A 23466-nucleotide genomic window follows, 5' to 3' on the forward strand; every position below is an offset into this window, starting at 1 on the left:
GCCCAGTCGTCCACCGGCTGGCGTTTCTACAGGCGGCTGGATAGGTTTCGCCATCGACCGGCTGATAGGCCTGCGTCAGCTATGAGACAAATCCCACAGCGCAAACCGAACAGTCAGTCACGCCGGCTTGGCACCATACCAACGCGGCGTGTAGACCCACGGCTGGCCATTGGCGCGAGGGAATACGCAGGTCAGCGACGACCCCACCAGCACCATTGTGCGCATGTCGACTTGCTCCGGCGTCAGCTCGCCGAGGGTGATGACCCGTAACGTCTGGGCGGGCCGGCCGATGTCGCGTCCCAGGGTCACCGGGGTGTCAGGGCCCCGATGCTGGCGGACGATTTCCAGGGCGCGCCCCAACTGCCAGGGCCGGGAGCGCGAGATCGGGTTGTAGAACGCCAGCGCCAGATCGGCCTGGCAGGCAAGGTCCAGCCGCTTCTCGATGATCTCCCACGGCTTGAGGTTGTCCGACAGGGACATGACGCAGAAATCGTGGCCCAACGGGGCACCCGCCAGCGCGGCGGTTGCCAGCGAAGCCGACACGCCCGGCAGGATGTGCAGATCCACCCGGTGCCAGTCGGGATTGTCCGACTCATGCAGCGCTTCCAGCACCGCCGCCGCCATGGCGAAGACGCCGGGATCACCCGAAGAAACCACTACCACCGAGCGCCCTTCAGCGGCCAGCTCGAATGCGTGCCGGGCGCGCAGCATTTCTTCGCGGTTGTCGGTGCAGTGCAGCACTTGGTCGGCGCGGAACGGCCCGGCCATGCGCACGTAAGTCTCGTAGCCCAGCACATCGTTGGCGCGCGCCAGCTCGGCTTTAACGGCGGGAATCATGAAGTCGGTAGCGCCCGGGCCGAGGCCGATCACCGCCAGCCGCCCCCGTGCACAGCCAATCTGCTGAACCTCCAGCGGCTGCGGCGCGACAGCAATGGCAATGCCCGCCGCCGGGGTGAGCGGTGGCAACAGTTGTGGCAATACCTGCTGGGTCATTTCCGCAGGGGTACCGGCGGCGGTGAAACGCAACGGTACGCCCAGTGATTCGGCAGCCGCGTGCAGCGCCGGACTGGCCATCTCGGCTTTGCTGGCCAGTAAACAACCCAGCGCCTGCACGGCAATGCGCGAATCGTGGAGCGCGTTTTTTACCGCCTCGGCGGGATCGGCCAGATCACCGCTCAGCGCCACCAGCACATTGCGCGGGTAGATCAGCAGCTCGTGATCGCTGGGCTCGCGCTCGGCGTAACCCACGTGGATCGCCAGCTGCGCCTGATCATCCTCAGGCAACTGCGCCTGGGCCAACCAGGGCGCCGCGCCCTCGACACGCACGCTTTCGCCCGACAGCAAGTCGCTGACGAAGCGCTTGCCCAGCTCCAGGTCGCCGAGCGCGTAACCGGCTGGAGGGTTAAGCAGGCAGGTGCCGAAGCGCAACTCGCCACTGGTGGTGATAGCTGCTGCGGTGTTCAGCGCGGCGGCCACTTCCCGGGCCATGACGTTGACGCCACCCAGTCCGCCCAGCAGCGGCACTACTGCGCTGCCATCCTCGGCAACGGCGAGCACCGGCGGCTCGACGCCCTTCTCCAGCAACACCGGCGCCAACGTGCGAATGACGATGCCCGCTGCGCACAGCGCGATGATCGGCGTGTCTTGCTGATACAGCTGACGCAGTGTCGCGCCAAACTCCGAGTAGCTGCGGTCGGCCTCTTCGACGCGCCCGGCCAGCCCGTAAATCAGCGATTGGGGGTACAGCTGCTGGATACGTCGCGCCGTCGCCAGCGCGCCTTTGCCCAGGATGACAATCGCCGGAGCCTTGATGCTGGTCGTGACCATCAGCCTTGCCACCGTTCGCCGGGGACAATGATCAGCGAGAAATACGGCGACGACATTGGGTCAACCTCGGCCAGCGGCACGATCTTCTGATTGGCCATGGTCGCGCGCTCGACGTACAGCGCGCGCTCCGCCAAGCCGGTTTCCATCAGCACCTGACGCACTTTCGGCAGGTTGCGCCCCAGCTTCATGATCACCGCGGCGTCGGCATCCTGAAGCTTGCGTTTGAGTTCCTCGGCGGACAACACGCCAGACAGCACCGACAGGCTCTGATTGCGGTACACCAGCGGCGCACCCAGCACCGACGCACCGCCGAGCATCGAGCAGACACCGGGAATCACTTCGGCTTCGTAGCGATCGGACAGACGATCGTGGAGGTACATGTAAGACCCGTAGAACATCGGGTCGCCTTCGCAGATCACCGCCACGTCGCGTCCGGCGTCCAGATGCGCCGCCACATCGGCGCTGCTGCGGTCGTAGAAATCGCTGATCACTTGCTCGTAAGACAGGTGAACGGGCAAAGCCTCGGTGGTCACCGGGTACACCAGCGGCATCAGCGTCTGAGCCTGCTGCAGATGGCCTTCGATGATGCCGAACGCGTTGCCCTTCTTGCCCTTGGCGACGAAGTACGCGACCACCGGCGACTCGCGCAGCAGGCGCAGTGCCTTGACGGTAATGAGTTCCGGATCACCCGGCCCCACGCCCAGGCCAATCAGACGACCGCGGGGTGCCATCATTCGATCTCCGTGGCGAGTGAGTTGACCGCCGCCGCCGCCATGGCACTGCCGCCGCGACGGCCCTGCATGATCACGTAAGGCACGCCGCGACTGTCGGCAGCCAGCATGTCCTTGGATTCAGCGGCGCCGACGAAGCCCACCGGGAAACCCAGGATCAACGCGGGTTTCGGCGCGCCGGCGTCGAGCATTTCCAGCAGATAGAACAGCGCGGTCGGCGCGTTGCCGATCACCACAATCGCGCCTTCCAGATGCGGGCGCCACAGCTCCAGCGCAGCGGCCGAGCGGGTGTTGCCCAGCTCCCGCGCCATCTCGGGCACGCGTTCGTTCTTCAGGGTGCAGATCACTGGGTTGTTGGCGGGCAGGCGAGTGCGCGTGACGCCTTCGGCGACCATGTGTGCGTCACACAGGATCGGCGCACCGGCGGCCAGCGCGCGGCGACCTGCCGTGCCCGCGCCGGGCGAAAAGCGCAGGCCTTCCACTGCATCGACCATGCCGCAGGCATGAATCACCCGTACGGCGAGTTTTTCCAGGTCGGCCGGGATGGAATCGAGCCGGGCTTCGGCACGAATGATCGCGAAGGAGTTACGGTAGATCTCCTGGCCGTCGCGGATGTAATCAATCATCGGTGTTGCTCCGTGAGTCGGCGGTCAACAACGCGCCGACTGCTTCAATAGTGAGGTCACGTGCATGCAGATCGCCGAACCCGGCCTTTTCTGCATGACGAAAATAAAGGTCGTAACGACCGGGCGACGCTGCCAGCAGGGTCACCGGTGCCACATGGGCAGCAGCACACGAACGCGCGCAGCCGGATAGGTGCACCGCGCGGCTGATGGCGTTTTCTTGCAGCAATGCGGCCAGACGCAGCCCGTCGGCCTTGGTGTCAGCCAGCCCTTTAGCGCAGGCAGCGGAGCCGGTGCAGGCGACGATTTTCGACAGTGCTTGAGCGGCATCGACGAGCAGGCCCGCCCGACCCAAGCCATCCACTGCGAGCGCTGACTTTTCCGCCGGGACATTGCGCAGCGTCAGGCTTTGCCACGGCGTCATGCACAACTGGCCGTCGCCAAACGCAGTCGCCAATCGGGCGGCTTCACGCAACATGGACGGCCGCAGACGCCCCAACGGCACGCCTGCGCCCACGGCCACCACGCCGGCTGTTGCCTGGGCGTACGTGCCGATGTGCGCAAAAGAGCGGATCGGTTCGCGCCGCCAGCTGGTTACTTTTTGATCAACCACGAATGGCTGCGGCAAACGCGCGGCGACGTGTTCGAGGAATCGGTGCACGGGCGTTTCTTTCAGCAGATCGCGCATGCGTGCCTGATCGGGCCGAGCGAGATCCAGAAAGGTTTCCAGCACCGCGACCACCCATGCGTGCGCTGCTTCCGGCGCCACTGCAGCCACCGGTGAGTCGGTCGCCGGACAGCCCGCCAGCCCGAAACCCAGCAGGGTCAGGCCATCGACCTGCAACGCTGACAGCCAGACGTCATGGGGATGCTCGAGCATCGCCAACCCCTCGCCGCCGTCCAGCAACAAGGCAAATTTGGGCGACAGCTCATGGAAACGCGGGTGGTGCTCAAGGGAATGCAGGATCTGCCGGGCCAGCGGACGCACGTCCAGCAGTTGCTGCGGATCGATGCCTGCGGTCGGGCTGAGCATCAGGTTGCGCACGTCGTCGCTTGCCGGATTGCTTGGCCCCAGACCGGCATCGAGCAGGCAGGCGATCAGCCCGTCATGGTTGGCGCCTATACCGCGAATCTGCAGATTGCCGCGATTGGTCGCCTCGATCACACCGCCGGCGAACCCCTCGGCAGCATCCGCCACGGCCAGCGCCTGATCCGCTGAAAGCACCCCGCCCGGCAGCTTGATCCGGCAGATACCGCCATCCAGCGCCGGGACGATACGCAACAACCCCGGACAAGCCGAGGGGCGAATGGGCGTAGCGGAGGGGCGAGCGGACAACGGCTCGGTCAATGGATCACCTGGTGCGAATGGGCGGACGCAAAGAGAAACGAAAAGTTACAGGGGCCGTATTATGCCTGCTTTGGCCGCTGCCATGAAAAGACGCTCTGTCGGATTCACAAAGCCATACGAACCGGCCCCGTCGGCGCGGTATCATGCCGGCCACTTTCACAGGCCGAGCAGGCGGGCCTGTTGCACGCAATCGGGTTGAGGGCAATTCATGTCACCGTGGCTGACAGTCGTGGGAATCGGTGAGGACGGCTATAAAGGTCTGGGCCGAAACGCTCGGCACGCGCTGCTGCAGGCGCGGCAGGTGTTCGGCGGCGCGCGACAGCTGGCCTTGCTGCCGCCGTGCATTCAGGCCGAGCAGCGCCAGTGGCCGAGCCCGTTTTCCCTGAGCCCGGTGCTGGAGCAACGCGGCGTCCCGGTCTGCGTGCTGGCCAGCGGCGACCCCATGCTGTTCGGCGTCGGCGCGAGCCTGTCGAAACAGGTCTCCATCGATGAGATGCGGGTGATTCCAGCGCCATCTTCTTATTCGCTGGCGGCGGCCCGTCTGGGTTGGGCGTTGCAGGACGTGGTGACGCTGTCGGTCGTCGCCCGCCCGGTCGCGGCCTTGAATGCTCACCTGCAACACGGCCTGCGCCTGCTGGTGCTGAGCAACGACGGCTCCAGCCCGGCGGCCATCGCGGCGCAGCTTCGCGAACGCGGGTTTGGCCCGAGCCCCATGATCGTGCTCGAACACTTAGGCGGCAGCGCCGAGCGACAGATCGAAGGCACCGCCGGTGAGTGGAACGCCACGGGCATCGCGGCGCTGAACCTGGTCGCCATCGAATGCCGCGCCCAGCCTGATGCATTGCGTCTTTCGCCGCTGGGCGGTCTGCCGGACGAGGCGTTTCGGCATGACGGTCAGCTCACCAAGCGCGACGTGCGGGCCATCACCCTGGCAAGGCTCGCCCCCGTTCCCGGTGAACTGCTGTGGGACGTGGGCGCAGGCTGCGGCTCCATCGGCATCGAGTGGATGCGCGCGCACCCGACCTGCCGCGCCATCGCCGTCGAGGCGGATGAGGGACGGCAACAACTGATCGAACTCAACCGCGATGCGCTGGGTGTGCCAGGCCTGCAACTGATTCGCGGACGTGCGCCCGATGCGCTGGAAGGCCTTGAACAACCGGACGCGATCTTCATCGGCGGCGGCGTAACGCGCGAGGGTGTGCTGCACGCGTGCTGGGAAAACCTGCGCTCCGGCGGCCGTTTAGTGGCCAATGCCGTCACGCTGCAAAGCGAAGCGATGCTGGTTAACTGGCGCGAGCAATACGGCGGCGAACTGACCCGCATTCACCTGGCCCACGCCAAACCACTGGGCGAGTTCGACACTTGGCGTCAGGCGCTGCCGATCACCTTGCTCGAAGCGATCAAACCCTGATGCGCGACGAAACCGCCGAACAGCCTGCGCCGTTACGCAGCGGCTTGACCACTGGCAGCTGCGCCACGGCGACGTCCCTCGCCGCCGCGCGCCTGTTGCTGGCCGGCGAGACCAACGATGCCATCGAAATCACGCTGCCCAAAGGCAAGTGCGTGCAGATGCGCCTGGAATTCTGCCGTCTGATTGCGGGCGGCGCCGAGGCCGGCACGCTCAAGGATGCCGGTGACGATCCGGACGTTACCCACGGCGCGCTGGTGTCTGCCCAAGTCAGGCTGGTCCCTGAGCCCGGCGTGCGATTTGTCGCGGGCGAAGGCGTGGGCACCGTCACCCGCCCGGGTCTGGTGCTGGGTGTCGGCGAGCCGGCGATCAATCCGGTGCCGCGCAGGATGATGGCCGAACACCTGACGCATCTGGCCCAAGAGGTGAGCTATGGCGGCGGGTTTGAAGTGACGGTCTGCGTCGAAAACGGCAGCACGCTGGCTTTGAAAACCATGAACCCGCGGTTGGGGATTCTCGGCGGCCTGTCGATTCTGGGCACCAGCGGGATCGTCCGTCCCTTCTCCTGCGCGGCGTACATCGCGTCGATCCACCAGGGCATCGATGTCGCGCGCACCAACGGTTACCAGCACATCGCCGCCTGCACCGGCAACGCCAGCGAAGATACGATGCGTCGGGTGTATCAGATCCCGGACATCGCACTGATCGAGATGGGGGATTTTGTCGGCGCTGTGCTCAAGCACCTGCGCAAAACCCCGGTAGAGCGGCTCAGTGTCTGCGGCGGTTTCGGCAAGATCAGCAAGCTGGCGGCGGGCCATATGGACCTGCACAGTCGCCACTCCAGTATCGATCTGGTTCAGCTCGCGCGCTGGGCTGCCGATGTGGGCGCGGACGCCGAGCTGCAACAGAACATTCGCCAGGCCAACACCAGTCAGCAAGCGCTGGCCATGGCCTCCGCCGTCGGCATCGCGCTGGGTGATGCGGTCTGTCAGTACGCGCTGGATTTCGCCCGCAGCGTGGTGCCGGCGCAGGTTCAGGTCGAGGTCTTCGCCATCGACCGGCAGGGCGGGATCGTCGGCCACGCGGGAGGTTTTGATTGAACTCACACACCCTGAAACGCGTACTGTTGCTCGGCGGCGTCACCGACGCACTGGCGATCGCCCGTACGCTGGGGCCTCAGCACGTTTACAGCCTGGCGGGCGTGGGTCGCGTGCCCACCGACCTGCGCTGCGAAGTCCGTGTGGGCGGGTTCGGCGGCGCTGAAGGGCTGGCAAACTTCGTACAGCAAACAGGCATCGATCTGATCCTGGACGCGACGCACCCTTACGCTGCGCAGATGAGCCAGAACGCTGTCACGGCGGCAAAGCTGACCGGTGTTCCCTGCTGGGCATTGCGTCGACCCGCGTGGCAGGCGGGGCCGGACGATGACTGGCGCGAAGTTGCGGACTGGGCAGAATTGATCGCCGCCCTCACCCCCTTTCAACGCCCCCTGTTCACCTTGGGCCGCGAACCTTTGCAGCACCTGCACGAGATTCCCGCCCATCAGTTCTGGACGCTGCGGGCCCTGGACATCTACCCCGGCAACGAACGCTGTGAAGTGATCGGCGCGCGCGGCCCTTTCCGGCTGGAGGATGAGCGCGAGTTGTTCGAGACTCGCAACATCGACGTCCTTATCAGCAAGAACAGCGGCAGCACGGCCACCGAGCCGAAGCTGGAGGTGGCGCGGGAGCGCGGGGTGCCGGTGCTGGTGTTGAAACGGCCGATGCTGCCGGAGGTGGATCGGGCCTTTTGGAGTGTGGGCGAGGTGTTGGCTGCGTTGCAGAATGCTGAAGATGCCAGCTAGCTGTGTGGCATCCGTCTGGCCCCCTGCTGAACCCTTCCTGAACCAAATCCGCCCCGCGACATAACGTCGCGGGCGGGCTTTTTACATCTGGCGGCTGATCAGGCTAAATGGCCGGCATGAGAAAACAACAAGATCAAATCATCACGCAGAAGCGGCGCCGGGCGTTCGCCTGGGTGGCCTGTTTCGCACTGTTGTTCGGCGTGCTGGCGATGCCGATGACGCCGACCATGCCGCGCCCCGAGGGTGAGCGGCTGGTCTGGGGAAGCGGCTGCACAGACGCCGCATCACGCCTGGCCATGACGCCCGTTGACGTCATCGATAAACAATCGTCCTATCACCCCGACATCGCGTTCGTGCAGCACTGCGCCTGCTGCACAAACGCCACGCCACTGGTTGCAGTGCCGACCCTCATCGGTTTTGGATTGTTCGCCCTGGTCGAACCGGTGCGTTTCCCTGTTGCGGTACTGGTGCTGCGTGCGCCGCCCCTTCAGCGCTGGCCTGCACGCAATCCGCACGCATCGCCCCGGGTCTGATGAGTCGACCTTGCCCTGGCGCACCTGAATGAACCGGAGACCTGCGTTGATGCTGAACAAAATCCTCCTGCTGATCGCCCTTGCGCTGCCAGCGGCTTTCGTTGAAGCCCAGGATTACACCAAGGGCCAACTGGTCGTTGCGCAGCCATGGTCCATGGCGTTGCCGCCCAACGCGCCCACCGTCGCTGCCTATTTTGTGATCACCAACGGAGGCGCGGAGAACGATAAGCTGAAAGCGGTCGACAGCCCCATCGCCGGTGCCGCTCAGTTGCATGAGCACGTCAGCCAGGACGGCCTGATGAAAATGCAGCACGTCGAGACGGTGGATATCCCCGGCGGCGGCACCGTGACATTCGCCCCCATGGCCTATCACGTCATGCTGCTGGATCTGAAAGACCGCGCCCGACTGATCGACGGGCAGAGCTTCCCCCTCACACTGCACTTTGAGAAATCGGGCGACCTGACTGTTGAGGTGATGGTATTGAAACAGCCACCCGATGCTGCCGCCCCGGCCCACGCCCACTGACCCGCCGAATCCCGACGCCGCCCCCTTGAACCGTCCGCCCGCGAACCGCGCCCGATCAGCCCACGCCCCTCGTCACTCGCAGGGTGCGTGGCTGAGCCTGTTCGCCATGCTGATGATCTTCATCGGCCCGCTGATCTCCCAGTCGATGCCCATGGAGCATCACAGCGGTATGGCAATGCCCGCGCCGACTTCGATGTCGATGTCGATGCAGGGCGAAATGGACATGTCGGCCTCGATGGACATGGCCATGGAGATGGGCGCGGGCGAACACAGCGGCCACGCCAAGGCCGAACTGGACGCCGGCGTCGATCACGTCATCTGGGCCAAATGCGGCTATTGCACACTGCTGTTCAGTTGCCCGGCGCTCACCAAAACCGTCGCCGTCCTCGCCCCCGTCCCGCCCAGACCCGCCGACTTCTACAACGAAGCCACGCAACTCGGCCACGCTCAACGCAACGTATTCCCCAACGCCCGCAGTCGCGCGCCGCCCCTCTCGTCAGTCGTTTGAACGCCACAAATTGACTCGCACCCGCTGACGGCTTCTCTGGCTGCCAGCGGGTTGCGCCGTGTTTTCCCTGACGGGAGCGTTGCACCATGTCCAAACCGAATGTGTCTTTCTACAACCTGGCGTGGCGATGGCATTTCTATGCCGGCCTGTTCGTCGCGCCGTTCATGATTCTGCTGGCGGTCACCGGGATCATTTACCTGTTCAAACCCCAGCTCGACGCGCTGATGTACAGCGACCTGCTGACGGTTAAACCCGCGCACCACTCACTCAGTGCCGATGACCTGCAAAAGCGTGTGCTGACGGCCTTTCCACAGGCTCAGGTGAGCAAATACCTGCCGCCGCTGAATGCCGAGGGCAGCGCGCAGTTCGTGGTCAAAAACGCCGGCCGCGACATGAACGTGTTCATCGATCCCTACAGCGGCACGGTGCTTGGCACCCAGGACGCAAAGCAAAACCTGCAAGCCATCGCGCGCGAACTGCACGGCGAACTGATGATCGGCACCGTCGGCGATCGGCTAGTGGAACTGGCCGCCGGCTGGGGCATCGTGCTGGTGGTTTCGGGCGTGTACCTGTGGTGGCCACGCGGTCGATCACCCGCCGGCGTGCTCTGGCCTCGTCTCTCCGCCCGAGGCCGCATTCTCTGGCGCGACCTGCACGCGGTGACCGGATTCTGGGGGTCGGTGGCGCTGCTGTTCATGTTGCTGAGCGGCATGACCTGGACCGGCATGTGGGGGAAGGTGTATGCCGATGTCTGGAACACGTTTCCGGCGGCGATGTGGAATGACGTGCCCAAGTCGGACAAGCAGGCGGGCGCCTTGAACAGCGCCAGTGTGCAGACCGTGCCGTGGGCCATGGAAAACACGCCGATGCCGGTGTCGTCCGGGGATCACGCCGAGCACATGAATCACGCGCACATGTCCAGCGCTCCCGCAGCGCCGGGCATCTCCCTGCAGCAGGTAGTGGACATCGCCAAGGCGCGCACTATCGAACCGGGCTACAGCATCACCCAACCGAAAACCGCCGATGGCGTGTTCACCGTCTCCGTGTTCGCCGACGACCCGCGCAATGACGCCACGCTGCATGTCGATCAGTACAGCGGCAAGGTGCTGGCGGACGTGCGTTACAGCGATTACAGCACCGTGTCCAAGGCCACTGAACTGGGCGTGATGCTGCACGAAGGCAAGATGTACGGCTGGGTAAACCAGCTGCTGATTCTGTTCATCTGCCTGATGGTGCTGCTGAGTTCGGTGAGCGGAATCGTGATCTGGTGGAAGCGTCGCCCGCAGAACGGTTTCGGTGTTCCGCCGTTGCGTCATGACCTGCCGCGCTGGAAAACTGCGACCGTGGTGATGGTCGTGCTGGGCGTGGCGTTTCCGCTGGTAGGGGTTTCGATGCTGGCGGTATGGATGCTCGATCGAATAGTGCGTTCGCGCTTTGCCAAAACGGCGACAACAGCTTAGATTGCGTCTCGCGGAGCCTGGAACCTCTTTTGGGTGGTTTAGTGATGAATTCCTCCTCATTTCGGGTTTCAGGCTTCGCACCTGTTTTTTTGCTCGTCGAATGCCCCACCTCCTCCGCGAAAACTCCTACCCGCCTGGTCGCTTTTCCTTTACCTCCAGACCTGGCTCCGCCTACAGACGTACGCCTCACGCCCTGACTCCATGAAACGAGTCGCCGAACCCGTCGGTTCTGCGAGTCATCCCTCATGCATACGAACAGGCGCCATGAATTCCACGAACGTTACCGCTCCATCCATGCTCGACGTCGACAGCTCTGCCTTGACGATTTACACACTCCCCGATTTCACCCAGGCCCTTGAACAGACGCTCACTGACTGCCTTCGCCTGAGCCATCGCGGGCTGGCGTTCGATTACGCCCGTGCCCGGCTGGTCTGCCAGGAGCGAAGCATCGAACCCGGCGCAACCGAAGTCACCAGCAGCTACCCGCTGCTTGCCAGCCTGACAGCCCATTTCACCGGGCTTTTTCAGTGGCAGAACGTCGAGTCTGCCGGGCTCTACGCCACCGAGTTTCCTTTGTCTGACACGCCCTCCATCGGCGGGCTGGACCGCGACGCACTGATCGCTCTGTATGCAGCCGTCGCGCAGGCCCTGCCCGACCGCTACAAACAGACACTCTCGGATCATTGGGCAGAGGTTCAGCCCTCCGGCAAAACGCGGCGTGAGGACTTCCTCGCCGACCGGGTCAAATTGCTCAGGCTGGAGGGCCAGATGCGGGTCGCAAAAGGTGAATTTCGGCCGCATCTGTACAGCATGCTCGATGCAACGCTGGATTACGGCATGGACACCTCGGCAGACCCGCTGCAGAAACACGACGTGTTCAACCTGTGGCTGGGAACACACTCCACCGCACTGTTTCCCCTGACCGGAGCGTTTGTGATCACCGAGCAACGCAGCGATCAGGTTCCGGCTACCGACGACGAGTCAGTCGGAGAGGTCGTCCTTTACACCCCTGCCAGCAGTCTGGAACGATTCGATTCAGTGAATCAGCTCACCGACACCCTCACCCGCCGCCTTGCCGACGAGACGCAACGCCGCCAGTTGCTGGGCCATCTCAGGCTCAACGATGTCATCACAATGGCGCTGCCCAACGCTGACGTTGAGCAGCCCCCTGTACGCTGGGGCCTGCAGAAGCTGGGCAATAATTTCATGAGCCTGCTGCTGACATCGCAGATCATCAAACAGAAGGCTGACTTCGACCACGCGGTGAACATCGCTCAATCCCTGAACCTCAATCAGCCGTCGTTGCAGCGCCTCATTCTCGAGTTGATGGCCTCGGATCAGCTGTTCGACAACCACCGCATCGAGCGGCAGCTGGATTGCGATGTGGTCCGCGAGCAGATGCCTGACTGGTGGGACAAAATGAGTGAAGAACAGCGGGCCGAATGGACCCGCGATGCCACGGCTTACGCGCAGTCTATCCGGGCCATCCGCCGCATCAGTCTGGAGCACTTCAACACGCCGCAAGCTGACGGCGCCCACGTCCTTACGGCCTACGTCGATGCCACGGTCACCGCCGCACTGGCAGAGAAAAACATTCAACTGGCGCCTCGACAGATTCAGGTCATTGCGACGTTCCCGCATCTCAACGCGTCCCTGTTTTACCCTCTTACCCCGACAGAAACGACAACCCGGTCGCAGACCCACTCGTTGCACGCAGTGGCCCACAAAGACGCCCTACGGACGACCATCCAGTACGCCAGCGATATACGGGCTGCAGACGAACACGGTGCAGCGATACCGGGGCTTTCCGGCGTTTTCGTGAAAGAGCTGCTGGCGCGAATCCAGATTCCAAAGCGGCTGGACGATTACCTTGCCGAGCACCTTGATCACTCCGAGTACGCTGCCCAGCTGAAGCACAACCACCGCGAGTTGCTGCTGGCGAGACTGGGCATGGCGTATGCGGAGAGTCAGCTCAACGGATTTCCCGAAAACCGTCTGCGCTGGATCAAAGCGGTACTGGACGGCCCGGATTCGCAGCAGCGTACAGAGGTGGAAGAGCTCAGTATCGAGGTACGAATGCTGCACATCAGCGGGGTCATGATCCCGGACGTCATGTTGATTGCCCCGGTCGGCAAATTCAGCAAGGGGCCTCTTGTCCTTTGCACGCTCAACGCCCCGGATAACGTAGTGTTCCGCGCATTCGACAGCATGTTCCACCTCACGCAGGCGTTTCTGGAACGCGACACGTACAAATCCTACATGGCGAGGCTGCTGCCGCTGGCCGATAGGGGGCAGGCTCGACTGATGCTTGATTACGAGGAGTCGCTCAAGCACTGGCGTCTCCCGGATGTACTGGCGTCGCTGCCGAACCCGGTTCCCATCCCGTCCCACTTTACGCATCCAGTGGTGTTTGTGACGCAGACCGGCGATCTGTTCGACGACTATTTCGGGGTCAGGATCCGCCAGTTGAAAGAGGAGGCGAAATCGCTGCTGATCCAGCCCGACACCGGCGAGTCCCGATGGCAAACCTTCGACATGGTCGTGAGCGTGGCGCTGCTGCTGTTGCCCCCGCCGGTCATGATCCCCCTCGCGCTTGGAATGGGCCTGGCCAACGCCTGGAGCGGCTTTCAGAAAGTCGATGAAAACGACTGGGACGGTGCTGCACAGGAGTTTATGGACGCGGCCGGTTATCTGCTGACTGCCGGTGTCTCGCGAGCAGGTGGCGCAGCCTTCAAGGGCCGTCAACTGGCGGCGATAAAACGCCCGCACCTGGTTCGCCGCATCGGACGGCATGGACAGGTGCAGATCGGCTATCTGCTGTCACCCGCTGGAGCGCCCTACTTTACCGAGTCGGGCATGATCACGCGGCTTGACCCGAAGAAATTTACCGAGATCACCCTCGACTCTGAAAAGGCCTACGTGGCTCGACGGTTCAACCTGTTCGGGCGGTGCCGCCTGTACCGCACCTATTACCGAGACCCCGCGCTGCTGATCCATGAGGACGAATACGTTGTGCGGACAAGGACCGGGGGCTGGCGCAAGGTCTCGCAGCCAGTGGTGCGCCTGGCACCGAGCGCGAGTCGACAGGCCCGGCATGACCTGAGCCTGCTGCTCACCGGATGGCCGTTCCCGTCCGAGGGTATTAGCATCGCTGAACCGTCCCTTGATGAACCCCGGTTCCTGGCCCTGGCCGAACGCGCGAGAGCGGAGCTGTACCCCGAGCTGCTCGACTACATCGAAGGCGGTTCCGCAGAGATCAATCAACTCCTGAGAAGCGGAGCGCGGACGCCCCGGACCCAAGCGTTTCTCAACCAGTTCTACCGCTTGCGGTCATGGAAAGGCGATGCGTTCCGTGCAGCGCGCGTTACGAACGAGGGTCTGCAGCAACTGCGACGTGAGCTCGGCGCGGTGTTTGTGGACTCGGGGGTGCAATCGGCGTCGATCAGCCGAGGGAATGCCGTGCGCTGGAGCCTGGACAGGTTCGTGACGGACCAGGCATCAAGTAATACGCACCCGGTGTTTCTGATCTTTGCGCCGTCGGTACCGAAGAAGAACATGTTCTCGGATTTTCTTGCCGACCACGTCGCTATCCCGCCCGGCACCCGCCTGCAAATCAGGGCGTTTGAGGAAGTGAACGGACAGGCGTTTGCCTATTTCACCGCGCCGGACAACATCGCCTACGAAACCTTTGATCTGTTTACGGGGGAGCGTGAGCTTTTCGTGAGGTAGCACCACGGGCCAATCGGCTAATCCCAGCCTCCCCGGTAATGCCCGACAGGCTCGCACCAGTTGAGCGCGCCTGACGCACCACCCGCCCCGCACCGATCCACATTGGTGCGCGGCGCCGGGTTCACGCGACGTTTTCATTCCATTCTGCGACGCGCGCAGCCTTGGCCCAGCGTTTGCTAAAGCCTAAGCAGACTCAACTGTGCACCGCCAACAGCCGTCATCTAAAAAAATCAAGGAATGGAGCTAGCCAATGAAGCGTCGTAGTTTGCTGAAAGTGTTCACTTTGTCTGCATCGATCGCAGCGATGGGTTTGACCTGGACCGCTCAGGCGGCCGAGACCATCAAGGTCGGCATTCTGCATTCTTTGTCCGGCACCATGGCCATCTCCGAGACCTCGCTCAAGGACATGGCGCTGATGACCATTGATGAAATCAACGCCAAGGGCGGCGTCAACGGCAAGATGCTTGAGCCTGTGGTGGTCGACCCCGCGTCGAATTGGCCGTTGTTTGCCGAGAAGGGCCGCCAGTTGCTGACCCAGGACAAGGTCGCCGTGGTGTTTGGCTGCTGGACCTCGGTGTCGCGCAAGTCGGTGTTGCCGGTCTTCGAAGAGCTGAACGGCTTGCTGTTTTACCCGGTGCAGTACGAAGGCGAAGAGATGTCGCCGAACGTGTTCTACACCGGGGCCGCGCCCAACCAGCAAGCGATTCCTGCGGTTGAATACCTGATGAGCGAAGACGGTGGCGCGGCCAAGCGCTTCTTCCTGCTGGGCACCGACTACGTTTACCCGCGCACCACCAACAAGATTCTGCGCTCGTTCCTGCACTCCAAAGGTGTCGCGGACAAGGACATCGAAGAGGTCTACACCCCGTTCGGTCACAGCGATTACCAGACCATCGTGTCGAACATCAAAAAGTTCGCGGCGGGCGGCAAGACGGCGGTGATCTCAACGGTCAACGGTGACTCCAACGTGCCGTTCTATAAGGAACTGGGCAATCAGGGGCTGAAGGCCACCGACGTACCGGTTGTAGCGTTCTCGGTCGGCGAAGAAGAACTGCGCGGCGTCGACACCAAACCGCTGGTGGGCAACCTGGCGGCGTGGAACTACTTCGAATCGGTGAAGAACCCGGTCAACACCAAGTTCGTCGCCGACTGGAAGGCCTACGCCAAGGCGCACAACCTGCCGAACGCCGACAAGGCCGTGACCAACGACCCGATGGAAGCCACGTACGTGGGTATCCACATGTGGGCGCAAGCGGTCGAGAAAGCCAAATCCACCGACGTGGATAAAGTCCGCGAAGCCATGGCCGGCCAGACCTTCGCCGCGCCGTCGGGCTTCACCCTGACGATGGACAAGACCAACCACCACTTGCACAAACCGGTGATGATCGGCGAGATCAAGGCTGACGGTCAGTTCAACGTGGTGTGGCAGACCAAAGAGCCGATTCGCGCCCAGCCTTGGAGTCCGTTCATTCCGGGCAACGACAAAAAGCCTGACTACGCATTGAAGAGCAACTAAGGAACACAGGGTAAACGGCCGGCTGAAATGTTCCGGCTGAACCTATCCCTGTAGGAGTGAGCTTGCTCGCGATCGCGATCTGCCTGTGACGATGATGTCGGCTGGTATACCGCCATCGCGAGCAAGCTCACTCCTACAGTTCCTCGTCTGACATTGCGTCATGCGGGTGCTCCCAGGACTCGATATGCCCAGATACTTCCACCACCTCATTCTCGCGCTGTGCCTGTGGCTGCCTTTCGCCGCCCATGCCAGCGATGCCGGCGACTTTGTCGCGGCCCAATCCTCCGAGCGCGCCCAACTGCTGGAAACCTGGGCCGCCAGGCCTGATCCGGCGCGCGTCGAGTTGCTGGTTGCCCTGCAGGACGGCCGCGTCGCGGCCGACAGCAGCAACCGGGCGTTCATCCAGAACGGCGACAGCTTCATCGCCGTCGACCCTTCCGCTCCCGCGCTGGCCGATGCGCCAAACCCCGACACGCCACAGGCCATCAGCTTGAACAACCGCCTTCGCGGCCTGATCAACACCGCGCTGGCCAGCCATCAATTGCTCGCTGCCGATCCCAAGGTTCGCCTGGCCGCCGCGCAAATCCTGCAGAAAAGCGCCCGTCCGGCGCAATTGCCGTTGCTGGTGCAACAAGTGGCGAGCGAACAGGACGACAGCGTCCATTCGGCCCTTAATCTGGCGCTGGCCAACCTGCAGCTGGTGGACGTGAGCCCTACCGTGCGGCTCGCCGCGGTGCGCCTGCTCGGTGAGACCGGTGACCCGCTGGCCCGCACCCGGCTGGAAACCCTGCTCGAACCCAACGTTGAAACCGACCCCACCGTGCGTCTGGCGGCGGAGACAAGCCTGGCTCAGGTCAAACGCAAATTAATGATTGGCGAGATCCTCGGGCAAGCCTTCGCCGGCCTGTCGCTCGGGTCGATTCTGCTGCTGGCGGCGCTGGGACTGGCGATCACCTTCGGCCTGCTCGGCGTGATCAACATGGCCCACGGCGAGATGCTGATGCTCGGCGCCTACGCCACCTACGTCGTGCAGATGATGTTTCAGCGCTACGCCCCAGGCGCCCTTGAGTTTTATCCGCTGGTGGCGCTGCCGATCGCGTTTTTCGTCACCGCGTGCATCGGCATGGCCCTGGAACGTACGGTCATTCGCCACTTGTACGGTCGCCCGCTGGAAACACTGCTGGCGACCTGGGGCATCAGCCTGATGCTGATCCAACTGATTCGCGTGGTGTTCGGCGCGCAGAACGTCGAAGTGGCGAACCCGGAATGGCTGTCGGGCGGCATTCAGGTGCTGCCCAATCTCGTGCTGCCCTGGAACCGCATCGTCATCATCGCCTTCGCGCTGTTTGTCGTCGTGCTGACCTGGCTGCTGCTGAACAAAACCCGCCTGGGCCTGAACGTGCGTGCCGTCACCCAGAACCGCAACATGGCCGCCTGCTGCGGCGTGCCCACCGGGCGCATCGACATGATGGCCTTCGGGCTCGGCTCCGGCATTGCCGGCCTGGGCGGCGTGGCACTCAGCCAAATTGGCAACGTCGGTCCTGACCTGGGCCAGAGCTACATCATCGACTCCTTCCTCGTGGTCGTGCTCGGCGGCGTCGGTCAACTGGCCGGCAGCGTCACGGCGGCCTTCGGGCTGGGCATCGCCAACAAGATTCTCGAACCGCAGATCGGCGCGGTACTGGGCAAGATCCTGATCCTGGCGCTGATCATTCTGTTCATTCAGAAACGTCCGCAAGGCCTCTTCGCACTCAAAGGACGGGTGATCGACTGATGAATCAGCCATTGATGGTCACTGCCGCGCAACGCGCCGGCACCCAAGTCACGGTCGCGGTCGGGGTGGTGATTCTTGCCTTGCTGATCGCCCTGCCGTTGCTGTCCCTGCTACCCGAGAGCAACAGCCTGCAAGTCTCGGCCTACACCCTGACGCTGGTGGGCAAAATCCTCTGCTACGCGATCGTCGCTCTGGCACTGGACCTGGTCTGGGGCTACGCCGGCCTGCTGTCCCTCGGCCACGGACTGTTCTTCGCGCTGGGCGGTTATGCGATGGGCATGTACCTGATGCGCGAGGCGTCGGGCGACGGTCTGCCGGCGTTCATGACCTTTCTGTCGTGGACCGAACTGCCGTGGTACTGGGTCGGCACCCAGCATTTCCTCTGGGCCATGTGCCTGGTGGTCCTGGCACCGGGATTGCTGGCGCTGGTGTTCGGTTTCTTCGCCTTCCGCTCGCGGATCAAGGGCGTGTACTTCTCGATCATGACCCAGGCCCTGACCTTCGCCGGGATGCTGCTGTTCTTCCGCAACGAAACCGGCTTTGGCGGCAACAACGGTTTCACCAACTTCCGCAGCATTCTGGGGTTCAGCATCACCTCCCAGGGCACTCGCGCGATGTTGTTTCTGCTGACGGTGGCGCTGCTGGCGGGCAGCCTGTTTGTCGGCTGGCGTCTGGCCCGCAGCAAGTTCGGTCGTGTGTTGACCGCCGTGCGCGATGCGGAGAACCGTTTGATGTTCTGCGGCTACGATCCGCGCGGTTTCAAGCTGTTTGTCTGGGTGTTGAGCGCCGTGCTGTGCGGGCTGGCCGGGGCGTTGTACGTGCCGCAGGTGGGCATCATCAACCCGAGCGAAATGTCGCCGACCAACTCCATTGAAGCGGCCGTCTGGGTCGCGCTGGGCGGTCGCGGCACGCTGATCGGCCCGCTGCTGGGCGCCGGCCTGGTCAATGGCATGAAGAGTTGGTTCACCGTGGCCTTCCCTGAATACTGGCTGTTCTTCCTCGGCGCGCTGTTCATCGTGGTGACGCTGTACCTGCCCAAGGGCGTGATCGGCCTGATCAAAAAAAGGGGCGAGCCATGAAAAGCACTCCGACGCCCGCATTCGACCCAGTGCTCGACCCGAACAGCGACGCCGGTACCAGCCGCGATGCCATCGGTCTCGGCCAGGTGGCCGGCAAGGGCCTGAACACGCTGCATGGCACCATCCTGACGCTGGAAGACATCAGCGTCAGCTTCGACGGCTTCAAGGCCCTCAATGATCTGAATCTGTACATCCGCGTGGGCGAGCTGCGTTGCATCATCGGCCCCAACGGCGCGGGCAAGACCACGCTGATGGACGTGATCACCGGCAAGACCCGCCCCAGTCACGGCAAGGCCTGGTTCGGCGAAACCCTGGACCTGACCAAGATGAGCGAAGTGCAGATCGCCCAGTCAGGGATCGGCCGCAAGTTTCAGAAGCCCACGGTGTTCGAAGCGCTGAGCGTGTTCGAAAACCTGGAGCTGGCGCAGAAGACCGACAAATCGGTGTGGGCCAGCCTGCGGGCAAAGCTCAATGGCGAACAGCGCGACCGCATCGACGAGGTGCTGGAAACCATTCGCCTGACGGCGTCGATGTCGCGCCCCGCCGGGCTGTTGTCCCACGGCCAGAAGCAGTTTCTGGAGATCGGCATGTTGCTGGTCCAGGACCCGCAACTGCTGCTGCTCGACGAGCCTGTCGCCGGCATGACCGACGCCGAAACCGAATTCACCGCCGAGCTGTTCAAAAGCCTGGCCGGCAAGCACTCGCTGATGGTGGTCGAGCACGACATGGGTTTCGTCGGCAGCATCGCCGACCACGTCACCGTCCTGCACCAGGGCAGCGTGCTGGCGGAAGGATCGCTGGAAGACGTGCAGGCGGATGAAAGAGTTATCGAAGTGTATTTGGGGCGGTAAACCGCCCAGCGGCAAGCTTTTAGCTGCAAGCGGCGAGCTGAAGCCAAACGCATGACCCGCTTTTTCTTGCAGCTTGCAGCTGATGAATCCGAGGAAATCAAATTGTTAACCGTCACTCAGCTGCATCAATTCTACGGCGGCAGCCACATCCTCCGCGGCCTGTCGTTTGACGTAAAAATCGGCGAGGTCACGTGCCTGCTCGGTCGTAACGGTGTGGGCAAGACCACGCTGTTGAAAGTGCTGATGGGGCTGCTGCCCGCCAAAGAAGGCGTTGTGCAGTGGGAAGGCAAGCCGATTACCGGTTTCAAGCCCCACCAGCGCGTGCATTCCGGCATCGCCTACGTGCCCCAGGGCCGGGAGATTTTCGGGCGGCTGACCGTTGAGGAAAACCTGCTCATGGGCCTGTCACGCTTTCCGGGATCGGAGGCGAAGGAAGTCCCGGCGTTCATCTACGAGCTGTTCCCGGTGTTGCTGCAGATGAAGCACCGGCGCGGTGGCGACCTGTCCGGCGGTCAACAACAGCAACTGGCGATCGGTCGCGCCCTCGCCAGTCGCCCTCGCCTGCTGATTCTCGACGAGCCCACCGAAGGCATTCAGCCCTCGGTGATCAAGGAGATCGGCGCGGTGATCAAAAAGCTCGCCGCGCGCGGTGACATGGCGATCCTGCTGGTCGAGCAGTTCTACGATTTCGCCGCCGAGCTGGCGGATCAGTACATCGTCATGTCCCGCGGCGAGATCGTCCAGCAAGGGCGCGGCGATAACATGGAGGCCGAAGGCGTTCGGGGTCTGGTCACCATTTAATTAATGCGCCGATCAGCTAAGGTACGGTCCTTGGATAACACGATAATCGACTTATGAATCTTCCTGCCCACACCGCCCTGTTCACCCCCAGCTGGCATGCCGAGCTGGAGTTGGCGTATGGGCGTTTCGGCGACAGCACGCGCCCGACGCAACGACGCCACAAAGGTCCGTTGCGGGTGCAAAAGCATCTGTACGCCGAAGGGCCGCAGGTCTGCCAACACATCATCGTTCACCCGCCGGGCGGCATTGCCGGCGGCGATCGGCTGGACATCAGCGCCAGCGTCGGCGCCAACGCCTGGGCGCAATTGACCAGCCCCGGCGCAGCGAAGTGGTACCGCGCGGTGGGCCCGGCCTATCAGCAACTGGACATAAACGTCTCTGCAGGCGGCACGCTGGAATGGCTGCCGCAGGAATCCATCGTCTTCAGCGAAGCCAAGGCTGAACTGACCACGCAGATCGATCTGGAAGGCGACGCCCGGCTGTTCTATTGGGACGTGGTTGCGCTGGGCCGGCCGGCCAGTGGGGAGCGTTTCGATCAGGGCCACTTTCAGGCGCATCTGGATATCCGGCGTGACGGCAAGCTGTTGTGGCACGAGCGCCAGCGCATCGTCGGCAATGACGGCTTGCTGGATTCGCCTATCGGCCTGGCCGGCAAGCCAGTGTTCGCGACGCTGATCGTGACCGGGGAAATCGACGCAGAATTGATGGAGCGCTGCCGCGAGCTGGCCGCACATTCAGCCGTACGCGGCGACCTCAGCCAGTTGCCAGGGTTGATCATCGCCCGCTGCCTGGCAGACGAAGCCCTGCACGCGCGGGCCTGGCTGATTGAATTATGGAAGCTGCTGCGCCCTGCCCTGTTGGGCCGCGAAGCAGTCGCGCCGAGGATTTGGAGTACTTGATGGAGCGCGTTCCCCGATCCGCTCCCTCGGGAACACGCATAGACATCCTGTAGGAGTGAGCTTGGTCTGGGCCGCATCCGGACGATAGCGATCCGTCAGATAGGAATATGCCTCTGACACACCGCAATCGCGAGCAAGCTCACTCCTACAAGTACATTGCAGCGCTGACTTATTCAGCTATTTAAGACGGACAAAACCCATGGATCTGACCCCACGCGAAAAAGACAAGATGCTGATCTTCACCGCAGGCCTGGTCGCCGAGCGACGGCTGGCACGCGGTGTGAAGCTTAATTACCCGGAAGCGATGGCCTTCATCTCCGCCGCCCTGCTGGAAGGTGCGCGTGACGGCCAGACCGTCGCCGACCTGATGCACTACGGCACCACCCTGCTGACCCGTGACCAGGTGATGGAAGGCATCCCGGAAATGATCCCGGAGATCCAGGTCGAGGCGACCTTCCCGGATGGCACCAAGCTGGTCACCGTGCATCAGCCGATTGCCTGAACGGCCCATTGAACCTGAGAAGCCCGTTGAAACAGCCACACAGGAACCCGTGGAAACGAACATGACCTATTCGATCCGTGACGCTTTGCTGACTGACATGCCGGCCGTGCTGGCGATCTACAACGACGCCGTGCTCAACACCACGGCGATCTGGAACGAGCAGCCGGTGGACCTTGCCAACCGCGAAACCTGGTTTGCTGCGCGCCAGGCACAGGCGTACCCGATTCTGGTCGCCGTAGACGACGAGGATCAGGTGCTGGGCTATTCGTCGTTCGGCGACTGGCGACCGTTCGAGGGGTTTCGTCACACCGTCGAGCACTCGGTTTACGTGCGCGCCGATCAACGGGGCAACGGCCTGGGTCCGCTGCTGATGAAAGCGCTGATCGAACGCGCCCGCGCCTGCGACAAGCACATGATGGTCGCGGCCATCGAAAGCGGTAATGCGGCGTCGATTCACCTGCACGAGCGCCAAGGGTTTATCACCACCGGGCAAATGCCTCAGGTGGGCACCAAGTTCGGTCGCTGGCTGGACCTGACCTTCATGCAGCTGGACCTGTCGCCCGGCGCCTCTGCCCCACCTTCGCAAGCGCCCGGCATCACGCCTGTCGCCTGAATGTTCATCCTGAAAGGATTTCGCCCATGAATGCCGCCCATTTACGCCGTGTCACGTCAGAAAGCTTCGCGCATTACCGCTCAGGCCTGGTGGCGCTGTTGCTGGACGCCGTCCGCCACGGGGCCTCGGTCGGCTTCATGGCCGATCTCGGCGCTGAAGAGGCGGCCACGTGGTGGGACGGGGTCAAGGCCGAGGTTGAGCAGGGCGACGTGCTGCTCTGGGTGGTTGCAGAGGAAGACCAGGTGCTGGCGACGGTGCAACTGGCGCTGTGCCAGAAGGCCAATGGCCTGAACCGCGCCGAGGTACAGAAATTGCTGGTGCTCAGTCAGGCACGCCGGCGCGGGCTGGCGACGCAGTTGATGACCGCCGTGGAACAGGCAGCGCAGCAGCACCAGCGCGGTCTTTTGTTTCTGGACACACTGGCCGGTTCCGATGCCGAAGATTTCTATCGCGCGTCGGGGTATGAGCTGTCTGGCCTGCTGCCGGACTACGCCTGCAACCCCGACGGCGAATACAAGGCCACGGCCATTTACTACAAGTTACTGTCGAGGAAGAGCGCATGATTCCTGGTGAATACCAGATCCAGCCCGGCGACATCGAGCTCAACGCCGGTCGCCGGACCATCACCCTTAGCGTCGCCAACAGCGGAGACCGGCCAATTCAGGTCGGCTCGCACTTTCATTTTTTCGAAACCAACGACGCCCTGACCTTCGACCGCGCCGCCAGCCGGGGCATGCGCCTGAACATCCCCGCCGGCACCGCCGTGCGCTTCGAGCCGGGACAGGCGCGGGAAGTGGAACTGGTGGACCTGGCCGGGTTGCGGCGGGTTTTCGGGTTTGCGGGAAGAGTTATGGGTGAACTGTAAAACGCGTTCACTTTCCAGCCAGGTCAAGCT

22 protein-coding genes are annotated in these 23466 nt (G+C 63.1%); 18 read left to right on the top strand and 4 right to left on the bottom strand.

Annotated elements, in window-relative coordinates:
• Positions 1–117: 117 nt before the first annotated feature.
• From cobJ to cobG, 4 genes are read right to left on the bottom strand one after another with little or no spacing between them, the layout of a single operon-like run.
• On the bottom strand, positions 118–1827 hold the full coding sequence (cobJ, locus tag M1E04_RS21720) for a precorrin-3B C(17)-methyltransferase (RefSeq protein WP_192133238.1): 1710 nt from the start codon (positions 1825–1827) through the stop codon (positions 118–120).
• Positions 1827–2558 (bottom strand): precorrin-2 C(20)-methyltransferase, encoded by a 732-nt coding sequence (locus M1E04_RS21725; RefSeq protein WP_296307670.1) that lies wholly within the window; start codon positions 2556–2558, stop codon positions 1827–1829. The genes cobJ and M1E04_RS21725 overlap by 1 nt, the downstream gene beginning before the upstream one ends.
• Positions 2558–3184: a precorrin-8X methylmutase gene (locus M1E04_RS21730; RefSeq protein ID WP_456292023.1), complete on the bottom strand. Its 627-nt coding sequence runs from the start codon at positions 3182–3184 to the stop codon at positions 2558–2560. Before M1E04_RS21730 ends, M1E04_RS21725 begins: the two co-directional genes overlap by 1 nt.
• Entirely contained in the window at positions 3177–4529 is a 1353-nt protein-coding gene (gene cobG / locus M1E04_RS21735) for a precorrin-3B synthase (RefSeq protein ID WP_456292024.1), read from the bottom strand. Before cobG ends, M1E04_RS21730 begins: the two co-directional genes overlap by 8 nt.
• Positions 4530–4737: 208 nt before the next feature.
• Here cobG and cbiE point away from each other — a divergent pair, with 208 nt between their 5' ends.
• The 18 genes from cbiE (at position 4738) to M1E04_RS21825 (ending at position 23436) form a co-directional block, all read left to right on the top strand.
• Positions 4738–5940: a precorrin-6y C5,15-methyltransferase (decarboxylating) subunit CbiE gene (gene cbiE, locus M1E04_RS21740; RefSeq protein WP_456292025.1), complete on the top strand. Its 1203-nt coding sequence runs from the start codon at positions 4738–4740 to the stop codon at positions 5938–5940.
• Complete coding sequence (locus tag M1E04_RS21745; protein ID WP_456292026.1) at positions 5940–7037, top strand: cobalt-precorrin-5B (C(1))-methyltransferase; 1098 nt, start codon at positions 5940–5942, stop codon at positions 7035–7037. Before cbiE ends, M1E04_RS21745 begins: the two co-directional genes overlap by 1 nt.
• Before the next feature lie 11 nt (positions 7038–7048).
• Complete coding sequence (locus M1E04_RS21750) at positions 7049–7780, top strand: cobalt-precorrin-6A reductase (protein WP_296312287.1); 732 nt, start codon at positions 7049–7051, stop codon at positions 7778–7780.
• 116 nt (positions 7781–7896) lie between these two features.
• Positions 7897–8313, top strand: coding sequence for a DUF2946 domain-containing protein (locus tag M1E04_RS21755; protein ID WP_456292027.1), 417 nt, complete (start codon positions 7897–7899; stop codon positions 8311–8313).
• 49 nt (positions 8314–8362) lie between these two features.
• On the top strand, positions 8363–8839 hold the full coding sequence (locus M1E04_RS21760; RefSeq protein WP_456293225.1) for a copper chaperone PCu(A)C: 477 nt from the start codon (positions 8363–8365) through the stop codon (positions 8837–8839).
• 106 nt (positions 8840–8945) lie between these two features.
• Positions 8946–9347 carry a DUF2946 domain-containing protein gene (locus M1E04_RS21765; protein WP_456293226.1) on the top strand — a complete coding sequence of 134 codons (402 nt, stop codon included), beginning with the start codon at positions 8946–8948 and terminating at the stop codon, positions 9345–9347.
• An 86-nt stretch (positions 9348–9433) separates the two neighbouring features.
• On the top strand, positions 9434–10807 hold the full coding sequence (locus M1E04_RS21770; protein ID WP_456292028.1) for a PepSY-associated TM helix domain-containing protein: 1374 nt from the start codon (positions 9434–9436) through the stop codon (positions 10805–10807).
• Positions 10808–11071: 264 nt separating this feature from the next.
• Positions 11072–14536, top strand: coding sequence for a dermonecrotic toxin domain-containing protein (locus M1E04_RS21775; RefSeq protein ID WP_456292029.1), 3465 nt, complete (start codon positions 11072–11074; stop codon positions 14534–14536).
• Between the two features lie 250 nt (positions 14537–14786).
• Positions 14787–16052, top strand: coding sequence for an urea ABC transporter substrate-binding protein (gene urtA / locus M1E04_RS21780; RefSeq protein WP_456292030.1), 1266 nt, complete (start codon positions 14787–14789; stop codon positions 16050–16052).
• Positions 16053–16236: 184 nt separating this feature from the next.
• Positions 16237–17826, top strand: a complete 1590-nt coding sequence (urtB, locus tag M1E04_RS21785) for an urea ABC transporter permease subunit UrtB (RefSeq protein ID WP_456292031.1) — start codon at positions 16237–16239, stop codon at positions 17824–17826.
• Positions 17826–18905 carry an urea ABC transporter permease subunit UrtC gene (gene urtC, locus M1E04_RS21790; RefSeq protein ID WP_456292032.1) on the top strand — a complete coding sequence of 360 codons (1080 nt, stop codon included), beginning with the start codon at positions 17826–17828 and terminating at the stop codon, positions 18903–18905. The genes urtB and urtC overlap by 1 nt, the downstream gene beginning before the upstream one ends.
• Complete coding sequence (gene urtD / locus M1E04_RS21795; RefSeq protein ID WP_456292033.1) at positions 18902–19756, top strand: urea ABC transporter ATP-binding protein UrtD; 855 nt, start codon at positions 18902–18904, stop codon at positions 19754–19756. Before urtC ends, urtD begins: the two co-directional genes overlap by 4 nt.
• 102 nt (positions 19757–19858) lie before the next feature.
• Entirely contained in the window at positions 19859–20557 is a 699-nt protein-coding gene (urtE, locus tag M1E04_RS21800) for an urea ABC transporter ATP-binding subunit UrtE (protein WP_410929724.1), read from the top strand.
• A 53-nt stretch (positions 20558–20610) separates the two neighbouring features.
• A complete protein-coding gene (locus M1E04_RS21805) occupies positions 20611–21456 on the top strand; it encodes an urease accessory protein UreD (RefSeq protein ID WP_456292034.1) in 846 nt (281 codons plus the stop codon).
• 199 nt (positions 21457–21655) lie between these two features.
• Positions 21656–21958 carry an urease subunit gamma gene (locus M1E04_RS21810; protein ID WP_065987752.1) on the top strand — a complete coding sequence of 101 codons (303 nt, stop codon included), beginning with the start codon at positions 21656–21658 and terminating at the stop codon, positions 21956–21958.
• Positions 21959–22019: 61 nt separating this feature from the next.
• Entirely contained in the window at positions 22020–22571 is a 552-nt protein-coding gene (locus M1E04_RS21815) for an N-acetyltransferase family protein (RefSeq protein ID WP_456292035.1), read from the top strand.
• Positions 22572–22597: 26 nt separating this feature from the next.
• Entirely contained in the window at positions 22598–23134 is a 537-nt protein-coding gene (locus tag M1E04_RS21820; RefSeq protein WP_456292036.1) for an N-acetyltransferase family protein, read from the top strand.
• Positions 23131–23436, top strand: a complete 306-nt coding sequence (locus tag M1E04_RS21825) for an urease subunit beta (protein WP_065987755.1) — start codon at positions 23131–23133, stop codon at positions 23434–23436. The genes M1E04_RS21820 and M1E04_RS21825 overlap by 4 nt, the downstream gene beginning before the upstream one ends.
• The last annotated feature ends 30 nt before the right edge of the window (positions 23437–23466 follow it).

The sequence above is a fragment of the Pseudomonas sp. AK106 genome (assembly GCF_053903055.1).